The sequence below is a fragment of the Bacteroides galacturonicus genome, assembly GCF_003096855.1.
GTDB lineage: Bacteria > Bacillota > Clostridia > Lachnospirales > Lachnospiraceae > Lachnospira > Lachnospira rogosae.
Window position 1 is genome coordinate 282,348 of record NZ_QEOA01000007.1, and the last position, 15,554, is coordinate 297,901.

Annotated in this window: 12 protein-coding genes; all 12 read right to left on the reverse strand. The window is 35.9% G+C overall.

Features of this window, described 5'->3' with window-relative positions:
* Positions 1-65 precede the first annotated feature (65 nt).
* The 12 genes from C7390_RS11800 to C7390_RS11855 all read right to left on the reverse strand — a co-directional run bounded on the left by C7390_RS11800 (position 66) and on the right by C7390_RS11855 (position 15,538).
* Complete coding sequence (locus C7390_RS11800) at positions 66-2,249, reverse strand: hypothetical protein (protein ID WP_090140951.1); 2,184 nt, start codon at positions 2,247-2,249, stop codon at positions 66-68.
* Between the two features lie 22 nt (positions 2,250-2,271).
* Positions 2,272-3,648 (reverse strand): hypothetical protein, encoded by a 1,377-nt coding sequence (locus C7390_RS11805; protein ID WP_090140949.1) that lies wholly within the window; start codon positions 3,646-3,648, stop codon positions 2,272-2,274.
* 43 nt (positions 3,649-3,691) lie between these two features.
* The gene (locus tag C7390_RS11810) at positions 3,692-4,126 is read right to left on the reverse strand and encodes a hypothetical protein (protein ID WP_090140948.1); all 435 of its coding nucleotides are present in this window, start codon (positions 4,124-4,126) and stop codon (positions 3,692-3,694) included.
* A gap of 256 nt (positions 4,127-4,382) precedes the next feature.
* Complete coding sequence (locus tag C7390_RS11815) at positions 4,383-4,844, reverse strand: hypothetical protein (RefSeq protein WP_090140945.1); 462 nt, start codon at positions 4,842-4,844, stop codon at positions 4,383-4,385.
* A 50-nt stretch (positions 4,845-4,894) separates the two neighbouring features.
* The gene (locus C7390_RS11820; RefSeq protein WP_318295689.1) at positions 4,895-6,031 is read right to left on the reverse strand and encodes a M56 family metallopeptidase; all 1,137 of its coding nucleotides are present in this window, start codon (positions 6,029-6,031) and stop codon (positions 4,895-4,897) included.
* A 72-nt stretch (positions 6,032-6,103) separates the two neighbouring features.
* Positions 6,104-6,457: a BlaI/MecI/CopY family transcriptional regulator gene (locus C7390_RS11825; protein ID WP_116444243.1), complete on the reverse strand. Its 354-nt coding sequence runs from the start codon at positions 6,455-6,457 to the stop codon at positions 6,104-6,106.
* 176 nt (positions 6,458-6,633) lie between these two features.
* Complete coding sequence (gene ileS, locus C7390_RS11830; RefSeq protein WP_116444244.1) at positions 6,634-9,852, reverse strand: isoleucine--tRNA ligase; 3,219 nt, start codon at positions 9,850-9,852, stop codon at positions 6,634-6,636.
* A gap of 476 nt (positions 9,853-10,328) precedes the next feature.
* Positions 10,329-11,684, reverse strand: coding sequence for a sensor domain-containing diguanylate cyclase (locus tag C7390_RS11835; protein WP_116444245.1), 1,356 nt, complete (start codon positions 11,682-11,684; stop codon positions 10,329-10,331).
* 253 nt (positions 11,685-11,937) lie between these two features.
* The gene (locus tag C7390_RS11840) at positions 11,938-12,837 is read right to left on the reverse strand and encodes a sensor histidine kinase (RefSeq protein WP_090140940.1); all 900 of its coding nucleotides are present in this window, start codon (positions 12,835-12,837) and stop codon (positions 11,938-11,940) included.
* Positions 12,838-12,840: 3 nt separating this feature from the next.
* Positions 12,841-13,779 carry an ABC transporter permease gene (locus C7390_RS11845; RefSeq protein ID WP_055306924.1) on the reverse strand — a complete coding sequence of 313 codons (939 nt, stop codon included), beginning with the start codon at positions 13,777-13,779 and terminating at the stop codon, positions 12,841-12,843.
* Positions 13,772-14,689 (reverse strand): ABC transporter ATP-binding protein, encoded by a 918-nt coding sequence (locus C7390_RS11850; RefSeq protein ID WP_055176780.1) that lies wholly within the window; start codon positions 14,687-14,689, stop codon positions 13,772-13,774. The genes C7390_RS11845 and C7390_RS11850 overlap by 8 nt, the downstream gene beginning before the upstream one ends.
* An 84-nt stretch (positions 14,690-14,773) precedes the next feature.
* Positions 14,774-15,538 carry a response regulator transcription factor gene (locus tag C7390_RS11855; protein ID WP_055306925.1) on the reverse strand — a complete coding sequence of 255 codons (765 nt, stop codon included), beginning with the start codon at positions 15,536-15,538 and terminating at the stop codon, positions 14,774-14,776.
* Positions 15,539-15,554: the final 16 nt, after the last annotated feature.

Sequence of the window (15,554 nt, forward strand, 5' to 3'; positions counted from 1 at the left end):
CCATACTTCTCATACCAAATAGCTTTTATTTAATGGATATTCTGTCTATATAATATTTAAAAATATTATTTTATATTTTTACGATATGTTGCACAGGCTATCACAAGCATTATTACAAATACTACAATAAGCAGAATTATGCTTTTTACGTTATAGCCATATGTATTAAACAGTCTGTTAATATCCATACCTACAACTATTGAAAACTTTTGCGCCCAGTTTACACCTAATATATATATAACGTGTGGTATTAACATAACAAATGAAACCATTAACGATACTTTATAGCTAAATCTATAAGATATAATATAAGCTGTAAATGCAACAACAAGCATCCATATAAGCCTGTATACACTACACCAGATAATATATGCCAGAATACTTATATTAACTGGAAAATCCTTAAACATCTGTAAACACCATATACTTTGTGTAAGCTGGTTATATACATAACGGTCAGATATATTATGTACATTAATTATAGTTGATATCAGCCACAATAATGTGGTTATTATGAAGACCTTTAACATTTTATTATTCCATAACCTTACTCTTCCTTTAGATGAACGTATATGGGCTGTCATTTTATTCTGCCTTTCAAAAGCATAGTCCCCTGCAAATAATAATATAACTATAATAATACTTATAAAATTCACGCTCTCATTACTAGAATACATTCTTTCTCCAAGTATATCATTATAATTGGCTGGATTAACTATAACTGCTGATGCTGACCTGTTATCATTAATTTCATTGACATAATCAACTGCCGCCTGCATTGCATCTATGTTACGCTGCTCTTTTAACAATTCCTCCTTTTTATATAACATTGCAGCTTCATCCTGCTTTGCTTCTTCTAACTCATCTCTTAAATCTGTTATATAGGCTTCCACATCTTCATCTGGCGCACGTCCATCAAATTCCTTATAGAATTTATTAACCATATAATTGTTATTAGTGTAATCCACGCCTCGTTGAATTTTAAATGTCATAAGCACATACACCAATACAATTATAAACAGAATTCCCTTCTGTATTATAAGCGTCTTATATATTTCCATTAAAAGAAGCGACATTTTATACATCAGTTTCTGTATCAATATATGTATTTTATCAAGCATAATATCAATAATATTCTTCTTTCTGATAGTATGCTTTGATGAATACACAACTATATTTCCAACAAGACCTATAAGGAATATAACCGCAGTCATAACAAATGTAGTAGTACTTATATCTGCTATAAAGCCATTGGTTCCCCAGTTCTCATACACAAGATAAGATGTTCCAGAAAACAATATATTTATTATGTTTATGTACTTCAAAGCATTAAACTGGCTATTATACTGAATTTTATTATATAGCAGATATTCACACAAAAATATTACTATAACCAATGTAACAGCAACTTTATAATTACTTATAAGATTAATTACAAAATATATAAATAACCCTATAGTAAACATTGCCAGTGCATATACCAGACAATATAGAACAAAGAACTGGTTAATGCTTATAGCATATGGAAACATATTAAACAACTTGGAATTCTGTATATATGCACCGCCAGAAATTCCATATACACGAGCATATATAGCATACAATATTCCGTTGTACAGAAATGAAAGTACAATATTATATATAATTATAATGCCACATCTTACTATCGGAAGTAATATGCGCCCACGCCTGCTTGTTCTTACAAGTACCAATACACCATTATCTGTTTCTTCTGTAAAATAGATAATAATAACTGTGAATATAATTATATACAAAAGAGGCATCGTTCTGTTGGTTACCAGCTTTTCAACAGCCGTTGTATTAACCATTTCTACATCAACAGATGGGCGATTTTCCTTATCCTTAATCTGTTTATTCGCATTAAGTATATAAAAACTATTGTCATTACCAAAAAGTGTACTCTGCAATATTCTGTTATAATTCTTTGACTGGTTATCTGCATTATAACTTTCGATATATTTTTCTTTTTCCTTAATCAGTCCAGCAGCTTCCTCTATATATTCGCTGTCTTCTTCCTTATATTGTTCATACGTTTTAGTAAGTTTTTCTGCTGTAAATGCTACGTTATCATTTTTAATATTATTATAATCTGCGATAATCTCCTTGTAATACTTATACACTTTACTATCCTGATTATAATTAATCTGATAAAGGCTTATACATATCATTGCTATAAACAGACACACTATGCAAAGTAGACTTTTTCTTACAATTCTTACAAGTTCCATACGCCTTCACCTCACCCATAACTTATTCAGGTGTAATCTGCTCCAAAGTTATAGCACCACTGCCAATCTGAGATTTATCCAAAATGGCTGAAACACTGACAACTGGACTTCCCTTTTTATTTTTTCTACTTTCTTCTATAAGTTCCGCCCTAAGAGCTGTTTTTTCTTCAGATAACTCCAGACCTTTTATACCATATGTGCTAAATACAATAAGAAGACATCTGTCATCTCCTCCATAAAATTCACCTGAAATATTTCCACTTGCTGTATCATCTGTTCCATTCAATGTTACTGTATCTTTTACATTACCATCTGTATCTAATATATATATATTATTGTCGTATTTTTTTAATTTTTCTTCGATGCTCTTTTCATCAAGTGCTTCTCCATTGACATTTTTATAAATATATAAATACTTACCATCATAATTTTTCAAACTCACATACATGTAGTCTTTTTCGTGCTGCATTTCCTGCAAATATATATCTTTGATATCCCCTGTACTTATATTAAGCTTTCTTACTATATATTTATTATCACCTACGCAGGCAAAATATATATTTCCATCACTATCAAAACGCGACTGTCTACACCATTCTGTATATATAATAGTTGATGCTATTTCTGGATACTTCTCATTCATATTACACTGAATAACAACTCCATCTGTTGACACATCAATCTGCTCTGTATAATATCTATACTCATCAGCTGATATTCCACTCAGCCAGTTAACATATAGCTTATCTTCTATTGGATATAATGAAATCACTTCGTGATAATAATACCCACTCGCATACTGTTTTACAATATAAGCCTGCCCATCTGTATCTATAGGCACTGCACACAGATATATCTGATTATCTCCAGATATTTCATAATATAATTTACCATTAGTTAAACAGGCACTGTTATAATTTTTATTAACTGACAGCCCATTTATTGATAGCGTCTTCTCTTCTTTCTTATCTCTCATTGTCTTATCATAGGAAACAAGTATATCTTTTTCTGTAGTCCTCTCAATCATATATAATCTTTGGTTATGATACCATATCTTATTTCCCAGACAGGCATCCTTAGACATATATGCCTCACACTCTTCTGTCCTATGGTCACAGTCCATCTTAGAACATAATGGTATGGTCATATCTTTCACCATATCATAATAATATATATACGAATTTCTATTATTATTAACAGGCGCACCGGCTATATAATAATATCCTGTCTCTGATGCCGCTGCATTATCCGACATATAATACTGTGGTGCATTGTCATCATATACATATGAGGAATACTTATAATCCTCAGATGATGTCTGACTGTTCGTCTTTCCAGAACACGCTGTCATAACTAATGCTGTTGTAACTGTCATCATAATTAATAATATCTTTTTCATAGCCGATACGCCCCTTTCCATAATCAACATTTTAGATATTTTATTATTCTAACCAGTAATCAATATTCCCCCATTCATCAACACTAAAATTGAAATATACATATCCCTCATAATCACTATCTCCTAAATAACCTGTATAATGGAATACATATGTTGCCATTGATGTTGTATATCCATATTCATCTACGTAATCCATATTACCTATAATAACATCACCATAATCACTCCATCCTCGTGGAGTTATATTTATAACCCAGCCATAAGAACCCTCATCATATGCATATTCAACATCAGCCGTTATAGAAATATCCACACTATGTGAATTGTCAAGTACATAATTGGAAGTAGCTGTTACCGTTACTGCACCTCCCTGTGATGCCTGTGCTTTCTGTGGATTAATAAATACTACAACAGCAATAAATGCTATGATAGCCGCTGTTGCCATTTTACCTATTTTCTTTATTCTCATAAAATTCATAATATTTTCTCCTTTCGGCAAATATCTTTAGTTACTCGGTTACTAACTAAATATTATCTATACCTCCTCCCTTCTTAATTAAATTTAACTCTTTGTTGCACTAATACTAAATATTAAGAACTGAGCTCTTGGTTCTTTATAATTAATGCACAAAGTATTTATACCACAAGTCTAACTCATTAGACCTATTCTGTCAATTAATTTTACTTTTATTTATTACATATTAGCTACCACAATGTTCATTCCCATTATGTCATTAATCATAATATCTATCTATTATTTCATAATCTACACTTGTTTCACCATAACAATCTGCGTACGCTTTTATCTTATATTTTATATTTAAGCCGTCAGAGTTGCTTATCGTGCAATATCTTACTCCGTAATCTTGATATATTTGAGCATTCTCATCTATTACAGCTGAATAACCGTCACAACATTCCACATTTAAATATATCCAGTCCATACTTACCCAAACTCCATCAGCATATTCATATGAAATAATAACTTTTACATAAGCACATACTTCTCCTGTATTATCTATTAACTCTATATGATAAGTAACATTATCCTCATACAGTCTCCTATCCAAATCAATCTCTTCAATATATGAATTCATAAATTCACTTTCTCCTGCTTTTACATTACAAATCATAGAATTAACCGAAATTATTATAAATAAAACTAACCCTAATAAAAATTGTACTCTTTTTTTCATACTTAACTCCTCTCTAGACTCCTATTCACCTTAAATTACCTATCTAAATGTTATTCACTTGGAAAAACAATCCATATCGTAACCCCGCTATCTCTTGCATTAGCTGGGTCAAACTCCTGATATGACTGGACATATTGTCCACCCGTTCCTAATACTTTCCCATCGACTTCCTTCTGCTCTGTCTTAATTACCTCATCTTCTGCCTGTTCTTCATCTTCTATCTGTACGCTCTCATCTGTATGCTCTATCTTTTCAATAACATCTGTACTTCTATTAACTTCATTACCGCCGGCTTCTACATACTGCACCGTAGGCTTTATGAATAATGCAGCCATAACAACCGTCAATATCAGTAATGATACTGCCACCTTGCTGGTACTGGCACTTTGAGGCTTCATTATATTACCTATTCTATTAATCGTAATTCTGTAATCATTATTAAATCCCAGCACCCTTACTTTTGTCACATTGCCTTTATAAGCACTATTTAACAATATATTGGCATATTTCTTACTCCAGTCCTCATCGTCCCTATGTCTGTTACAGCAGTCATAATCACAGCTTAACTCTATATATTCTGCATAATACTTATAAAACATCCATACCAGCGGATTGTACCAATATATAACCGCTGCTATGCCTGTTATTATCTTGATAATATGATGTCTGTGGCGTATGTGCGTATACTCGTGCTCATAAAGATATGGTACGTCTTCATCATTGACTGCATATGATATATAAACCTTAGGTCTGACAACACCATATACCAATCCAGAAGATATATAATCACTTCTGTATACTTTCACTCTTTTACCGCCAGCTAGTATCTCCTGTGGAATACTTGTAGATAATCCGTTCCTGAATTTCATATCAGCTAACATATTACGCAGAAATATCACAACAATTCCAAGCAGCCATATGACCGCTAATATTTCATACATATTTATTGTTATTCCCGTCACACTGTCTGTGTAACTCACTTCTGACAATATGTCTGTTGATACTCTTTTTATATTGAACCTGATTGACAGTGGTATCAGAATTCTGACCCACACTAAAGACATTAACAGCAGCTTAAGCTTCGCTGACTTTATACGCATTAATCCGCATATCAGCAGGCATATTAATATAGCTGCCATTACTCTGATATTATTCTCCAAAATGTCTGTATATAACTTTAACCCCATCATATGTATACCCCCACTCACTGATGTATACGGATTGCCCTAAGCCTTCCACTTTACACAATCCCCATTGTGTTATTTATCTAACCCAAATTGCCTTACTATCTCCTGTCTTTCCTCGTCCGTTATCCCCCTTGCACGAACAAAAGCCGCCACAAATTCCGGCAGCGAACCGTCAAATCTTGAATCTATGATATTCACGCTCTCTATTGACTGTGCATCTTCTTTCTTAATTATAGATGTGACTATTGCATTCTCGGACTTTATTATTCCGCGGTCACTCAGTCTTTTTATAACTGTATATGTGGTTGACTTCTTCCAGTCAAGCTTTTCCCTGCATAATCTCACCAGCTCTGTGCTCTTAACCGGTTCATTCTCCCACAATATCTTACAGAAGTTATACTCACTTTCATATATTACTGGCTGCATATTAATCTGCACCTCTCTTATCTGATATTTATAGCCTTAGTCTAAGTCACTAAACCTTATTTGTCAATATATATTTTCACAAATATTTATACGTCAACCCAAAAACTGTAAATATTAAAAAATCAGGAGAAAATTCGCACAACTGTAATTTTCTCCTGATATATTAAAGTTCTATATTAGTTCTTCTCAACTGCAAGTACAACCTTCTCACCATTGATATCCCAATCCTTAGTGAAGCCTGCTGTCTTACCTGTTTCTATAGTATTTGCAAGAACAACGCTCTTGATCTGTTCTTCATTCTTCTTCATAAGGTCTGCTAACTTGTCATTACCATCTACATATACAGTAATCTTGTCCATAACCTCAAATCCAGCATCCTTACGCATAGTCTGAATCTTGCTTACGATTTCTCTTACGAAGCCTTCCTCGATAAGCTCTGGTGTAAGGTTAGTATCCATAACAACTGTAATACCCTTGTCAGAACTTGCTACAAAACCTTCCTTCTGAGTCATCTCTATAAGAACATCATCCTTCTCAAGAACGATATCTTCACCATCAGCATTGATTGTAAATGAACCCTTAGTATTAAGCTCATCCATAGTTGCATTGCCATCAAGTGTTGAAAGCGCAGTTCTTATAGCATTAAGATGCTTGCCATACTTTGGTCCAAGTGTCTTTAACTGTGGCTTGAATGAGTACGAAGTAAATGCTCTTACATCATCTGTATACTCAACTTCCTTAACATTAAGCTCATCTGCTATGATAGCTGTAAAGTATTCGTTTAACTTCCAGTCAGCCTTGATGTACAGCTTGCCGATTGGCTGTCTGTTCTTGATATTAGTTGAGTTACGGCATGCTCTTCCGATAACAACAGCATTTAATACATCTTCCATGTTATCTTCAAGTTCCTTGTCAATCCATTCTTCCTTGACTTCTGGGAAGTCGCAGAGGTGGATACTGATAGGAGCTGTCTTGTCTATACTGCATACAAGGTTTCTGTAAATGCTTTCTGTCATAAAAGGAATCATAGGTGCTGCTGTCTTGCAAAGTGTTACAAGTGTTGTGTAAAGAGTCATATAAGCATTAATCTTATCCTGCTCCATACCCTTTGCCCAGAATCTTTCACGGCATCTTCTTACATACCAGTTAGAAAGCTCATCTACAAAGTCCTCAAGTGCTCTTGCTGTTTCTGTAATCTTGTAGTTGGCAAGATTATTATCAACAGTCTTAACAAGAGTATTAAGCTTTGAAAGAATCCATTTATCCATAACAGGAAGCTTATCATACTCAAGTGTGTACTTAGTAGCATCAAAATCATCTATGTTAGCATAAAGTACAAAGAATGCATATGTGTTCCAGATAGTTCCCATAAACTTTCTCTGACCTTCTGTAACAGCCTTGTCATGGAATCTGTTAGGAAGCCAAGGTGCTGAATTCTCGTAGAAATACCAGCGGATAGCATCTGCACCGTGCTTTTGTAATGCGTCAAATGGATCTACAGCGTTACCCTTTGACTTACTCATCTTCTGTCCATCTGCATCCTGAACGTGACCAAGTACGATAACATTTTCATAAGGTGCTTTATTGAAAAGAAGTGTTGATATTGCAAGAAGTGAGTAGAACCATCCTCTTGTCTGGTCAACGGCTTCTGAAATGAACTTAGCAGGGAACTGTTGTTCAAACACTTCCTTATTCTCAAATGGATAGTGGTGCTGTGCAAATGGCATTGAACCTGAGTCGAACCAGCAGTCGATAACTTCTGGAACTCTCTTCATCTTGCCCTTACACTTAGGACAAGTGCAAGTAACAGCATCAATATATGGTCTGTGAAGCTCGATATCATCTGGACAGTTATCAGAATGTTCCTTTAATTCTGCCTTGCTTCCGATAGATAACATTTCTCCACAATCATCACATACCCAGATATTAAGAGGAGTACCCCAGTATCTGTTACGTGAAATTCCCCAGTCCTGAACATTTTCAAGCCAAGCACCAAAACGTCCAGTTCCGATAGTTTCCGGAATCCAGTTGATTGTCTTGTTGTTAGCTATTAAGTTAGCCTTAACTTCTGGGTCACTCATCTTAATAAACCATGATTCTCTTGCATAGTAGATGAGTGGTGTATCACATCTCCAGCAGTATGGATAATCATGCTCAAACTTAGGAGCATCAAATAACTTGCCCTCTTTATCAAGGTCTTTAAGTACTTCTGGGTCTGCCTTCTTAACGAAAAGTCCTGCATATGGTGTTTCCTTTGTAAGTTCACCCTTTCCGTCAACAAACTGTACGAATGGAAGGTCATACTTACGTCCAACCTTAGCATCATCTTCACCAAATGCTGGTGCAATATGAACGATACCAGTACCATCTGACATAGTTACATAGTCATCACATGTAACAAAATGTCCCTTCTTGTGCTGCTTAGCTGCAACATCTGCCGCACACTGATATAATGGCTCATATTCTTTATATTCAAGGTCTTTACCCTTGTAAGTTTCTAATACTTCGTAATCAACGCCTGCACCGCTACCTACTTCTGTGCCTTCTTCTACTGCTGTACCATTAACTGTCTGACCTGCCTTAACTGCAAGTCCACCAAGTACCTTATCAAGAAGTGCTTCTGCCATATAGTAAGTATAGCCATCTGCTGCCTTAACTTTAACGTATGTTTCTTCTGGGTTCACGCAGAGTGCCACGTTAGATGGAAGTGTCCAAGGTGTTGTTGTCCATGCAAGGAAATATGCATCTTCACCTACACACTTAAAACGTACTACTGCTGAACGCTCTTTAACAGCCTTATAGCCCTGTGCTACTTCGTGTGATGAAAGTGGTGTTCCACAACGTGGGCAGTAAGGAACAATCTTAAAGCCCTTGTATAAAAGACCCTTATCCCATATCTGCTTTAAAGCCCACCATTCAGACTCGATGAAGTTATCATCATATGTGATGTATGGGTTATCCATATCAGCCCAGAAACCAACGGTAGATGAGAAATCCTCCCACATACCCTTGTATTTCCATACGCTTTCCTTACATTTCTTGATGAATGGCTCAAGACCATACTCTTCAATCTGTTCCTTGCCGTCAAGACCTAATTCCTTCTCAAGCTCAAGCTCAACTGGAAGTCCGTGTGTATCCCATCCGGCCTTACGTGGAACCATATAACCCTTCATTGTTCTATATCTTGGAATCATATCCTTTATAACTCTTGTAAGAACATGTCCGATATGTGGCTTACCATTAGCTGTAGGAGGTCCATCATAAAATGTATATGTCTCCCCCTTCTTGCGGTTATCAATACTCTTCTGGAATATATCATTATCCTTCCAGAACTTTTCGACCTGTTTTTCTCTGTCTACGAAATTCATATCTGATGAAACTTTCTCGTATACCATTGTGTTACTCCTTTCAAATCATTTACTTAATCGTAACGATATCAGCTTGCTTTATTGGTGCTGTAACAAATGTCGTTACATATGCAAAAAAGCCCCTGCCGTAATACGACAGGGGCTGAATCAACTTAACCTATATCAATTACGACATACCATCATATGCGTCCCTTGTAACGGTAGGATTACCGTCCTTACTTACTTTTCGTAATATAATACCATCCATAATTTTACCAATAATATCATACTACAAAGTTCTGCAAGGATGCTTGGAAGTGATATTCAACTATGCTCTACTCACACCGGCTTCCACCATCCCGGCTCGCTATCGCTTTCTTTCATAATCTACTGTCTTCGTCATCGCAGATAATGTGATTGTATATAATTGATCTTAAAATGTCAATAATTAAGCTGTATTATTTATTATAATTTATCACAAAATTGCCTGTTATTGTATTATATGATGCATTCCTTTAGCCCTGCTATACACGTCCTTTTCTGCGTTCAATTCCTTTTTCCTTATAATATTGTGCTTTATCAGCATACATCCGTTCCTCAGATTCACGCAGCATTTCATCAAAGCTTGTTATTACATTCTCACTCCAGATAACACCGGCTGCCATATTCACAGAACGCTCTTTCATTAGTTCTTTTAACTCTGTTATACGCTTTATTAATGTATTCTCATCTATCTGTGTACAGATTACAAGGAACTCATCTCCACCTATACGGAACACCTTATCTTCTCCAAACACATCCGTAAGACATCCACAGGCGTTAAGAATAAGTCTGTCGCCTGCATCATGTCCCATTGTATCGTTCACATATTTCAGTCCTGTAACATCACAGTAAACAACACCTATGCTCTGTTTTTCATCTATACTCTCTACACATGCACTCATTGCAAAGCGGTTTCCTATATTGGTCAGTGCGTCCTTATAGCTCATATCCTCAAGCTTTCTCATCATATTCCTGCGCTTTATACACGATATAATAAAAGCACTCATAATCTCAAGTATACTTAAGGCATATTTAAGTGTAAGCAGTGGCGGATTGCCTATTCCCATAAATGCAACAACATTTCCTTCGTTATATATAGGAATTGCAATTATTGAATGAATACCCTGTCTTTTTAAATTATCATATTGCAGGGAATCACTATCCTTTATTTCTTCAATATCCTGAATTACGATGTTTCCGCCTTTTTCAAAACACTTATACCAGTTAGCACATACCTCTGGAGGCAGATTCTGAAGATTATCCTTCTCTGACCTTATTCCATCTGCCGTCCACTCATATGTATTATCATCTCTGCCATATATATTTTTTTCAAATATATAAGTTCTTTCTCCATTAAGTGCTTTACCTATATACCCAAGAAGTGTGTTAATCGTTTCATCAGGTGTATCTGCTGCAAGTGCCTCTCTTAAGCCCTCATTGACAAGTGCCTCAGTTTCTCTGTACTTTTGGATAAGCTTATCCTGTGCAAGCTCTTCACTTATATCTATGCCTATTTCCAGCCTGTACTTTCTGTTCCCTTCGCCCTCTATCAGTGTATCCTTTATTATCATATACTTATCTAATACAGGATTATAATAACGCCATTCATCAAAGGCTCCAGGCAGAAGCCTGCTGTTGTTGCACATTCCACATTTAACAGAAGCTTTTTGTAATACCTCATAGCACTTCAGGCCTTTTATATCCTCTATTGATTCCAAGCCATACGCTTCCAATGCTTTATGATTCATATATACAATCTCATTGGTTTCTATATCTGTTGCATATACATATTCATTCAGATTTATAAAAAAATCCCCTATTTCTTTTATATTTTTCATGCGCATGTCTCCCTTTATTATTGAACTTGTAGTATTCCCCATTCATTAAACGAATCAGCATATTCTATATATAATTTCTCCGTAACAGCCCCTGTTTCTTTTACATTTATATCACTTTGTTATTTTTTTATCAATGCGTAGTATAATATTTTTATTATTTTTTCATGCATATTATACCACAATATTTGCACAGCTTTTCAGCGCACATACAAAGTTCCGTAAGGAACTTTTAAGATGAGCACTATTGTGTTCGTTATACCACAAGCGGAACTTTTATCTCAATAATAAAATCATTTCCCTGTATTCTTGCACTTATATCTCCATTCATACGCTCCACAAGCTCTTTTGCAATAGATAAACCCAGTCCGGTTGAGGCTCTGCCTCTTGCAACATCCGCTTTATAAAAACGCTCAAACACATGGCTTAAGTCAATATTTTCAGGATGTTCTGTATAATTGCTGATTTTAAGCAAGGCGTGATTATCCTCACGGGTAAGCTTGATACTTATATTCTTTTCCCCATGATCAAGACCATTTTTTATGACATTCTGTATAACTCTCCTTAAGCCCTGCTTATTACCTGATATATACAGCATTTCCTCAGTAATACTAATATCCGGGCAGATGCCCTGCTTCTTCCATTCATCATAATAAGAAAAGACAGTTTCTTTTAATATTCTGTTCATACAACAATCCGTAAGCTCCAGCTTATACGAATCATTTTTCAGCTTAGTGAATGTAAAAAGTTCCTCCAGCATTTCATTGAGGCTGTTAAGCCTTTCTCTGATTATATCAAGATATCTCCTCTGGTCATCTATATTGTCACATTCCTCTATAAGCTGGAAATACCCATCCAGCGATGTAAGCGGTGTCCTTATATCGTGTGAAAGATTAGTATATGTATCTGCAATCAGCTCTTCTTTTTTTCTGTACTCGTTTCTTTCTTTTTTACGCAGGTCAAGCAGTTCATTCAATTTATCTGAAAGCTCACCTATTCCCCCCATATCTATTTCGCGTTGAATCAGCTTGTTACTATCGTGTTCCATAAGAAACGACAACTGGCGGCAGATGTCCTTAATCTGCCGCTGGTATTTCCACATAATAAATGCCTGTATAATAATTATTACTGCTAATATTCCAATAATAATCCTCATTCTCTAAATATCCCTTTTCTGAAAAATATAACTGCTTAATGACAGCATTATAACAATAAATGTGGCTGCCACACACATTGAACTAATAACATCGTCCCTGCCTGCATTCATAGGAAGCATTGCCATCCTTCCAGTTACTGTATACTTATATATATTGAAGTTATGAAGTCCCACTCTATTGCCCACATAATCTATAAGGGCATACACAATGCTCATTATATTCATGGTAAGACATACCGATAAGGTCATGCTTATAACATTATTCTTAATTATAACTGCTATCGCCATACATATTAACACAAACGCATAATGAAGCATAAGTTCTGTTAAGAAATAAGGTATAATCTCTTTCCAGTTACCCCACACCACACATTTAAACGCAAGCATATTCGCTGCTGCCTGGAATACAAATATCCCTGCAAATGTAATTGCTGTAAATAAAGCAAGCGCAACTGCCCTTGAAACAATAAGCATCCCCCTTTGTGAAACCTGTCCACCAATATTCTTAATATAACCGCTCTTAATATCTGCTGTTGCAAACATAACCGCAAATATTACAAGAAAAAGTGCATAAAACTTTCCCTGTGCATTAGAAAAGAAAACATCCATTACCGTAACCTTCTTCCCTGGCTCCGTAGGTAATTCCACACTCATACCAATATTGACATTATCTGTATTCTGCTGCGAAAGCTGTTCCTTGTTGCTGTTATCTGCCTGTTGTTCCTCTATGTCTTGTGCATTTACCACATCAACTGTCTGACCATCAGTATCTGCCTGACTTTCCACTGCCTGCTGCCTCTCCCACTCTTTATTAACTGCATCATAATCTATTTTTGAAAGAAATGAGGTAAGCAGTGCTGATGCCAGCAATATAATCCATATTACATACATACTCTTTGTACGAAACATTCTGTATACATCCATCTTTATCATATTAAGCACGATTGTCACCCCCTGTAAGCCTTAAGAAATAATTCTCAAGCTCTTCACTTGTAATAGATATTCCCTTAACTGGAATCCCTGCCTTTGCAAGCTCCATATTCAGGCTGGCACTTTCTCCCAGTCTTTCAAATATATGAATATGTTCTTTATCTATAACCTGATAGCTGCTAAAGCCCATATCATCAAGCACAGGAACAGCCTGCTTAGGATTATCAAGCGTAAGCTCTATGCGCTCACTGCATTTTTTCATAAGTTCTTCTCTTGTAAGCTCCTGCACAAGGCATCCATTATGAATAATGCCATAATCTGTAGCAATCTTTGATAATTCCTCCAGAATATGACTTGAAATACATATTGTCATGCCACGCTCCTTTGCAAGCTTCTGGATGGTTTCACGCACCTCCACAATTCCCTGTGGATCAAGTCCGTTAATCGGCTCATCAAGAATAAGCAGGTCAGGCTCACCTACAAGTGCAAGAGCAATTCCTAAGCGCTGCTTCATTCCAAGCGAATAATGCTTTGTTTTCTTTTCTCCAACAGTATCAAGACCCACTGTTTTTAACAGTTCTTCTATATATCCTTTTTTCTTAATCCCTGTAAGCTTACATTTAATGTTCAGATTGTCATATGCCGACATATTGCCATAAAGTCCGGGAGCTTCTATAAGACACCCTACTCTTGAACGTACCTTTTGTAAGTCCTTTCCTTTATACCCAAACATTTCTATTTCGCCATAAGACGGTGTTGACAGTCCGCTAATCATCTTAAGACAGGTCGTTTTACCGGCTCCGTTTCTTCCAATAAAGCCATATATCGCACCCTTTTTAATGTGCATATTTACATCATCAACTGCCCTGTGTCTGCCATACTGCTTAGTCAGATTCCTTGTCTGCAATAATAATTCGCTCAAAGCTTTTTCCTCCTTTTCCTAATTGCTCTTATCATAAAAAATAAATCCTAATCAATCGCAAATAAATAGTAAAAAAAGAGTAAATTATTCATGCAGGCGATATCCAATCCCCCAGATTGTTTCTATATATTCATCAGATGTAACGGTCTTTATTTTCTTCCTGATATTGCTTATATGCACATCAAGAGTCTTTGTTTCACCCATATATGGCTCATCCCACGCATATTCGAATATATCCTCCTTGCTAAACACCTGCTTCGGGTTTTTAAGCAATAATTCCAGTATTGCGAATTCCTGTTTTGTAATCTTAGGAAGCACCCTGCCACCGATACTTACCTCAAAGGTAGAGCGTGTAAGCACCATATCTCTGAACTCAAGCCTTCCGCTGCCTTGTCCTTTTTGTATACCAGCCTTTGTTTTTACTTCTGTTTCTGCCTCTGCTTCTACCTTCGTTTCCGCCTCTGCTTCACCTTTTGTTTCCACCTCTATATGACGAAGCTGCACCTGAATACGTGCCAGTACCTCTCTAATCTCAAAGGGCTTTGTTATATAATCATCTGCTCCGTCCGTCAGCACTCCGATTTTATCATCTATACTATCCTTTGCAGTCAGCACAATCACCGGAAGCCTTCCATGTTTTCTTATTTCTTTTAAAACCTCTTCACCACTTGCACCAGGCAGCATTAAGTCAAGCAGTACAAGCGTATAAGCCTTTTCTTTTATATTAAGAAGCAGCTTTGCTTCTGTTCCTGAAAATGCCTGTTCACACGTATAACCAGCCTTCATAAGCACCTCACAAAGAAGGTTATTAATATTTATATCATCTTCTACAATTAATATATTAGGCATAATTTTTACTCCTGTA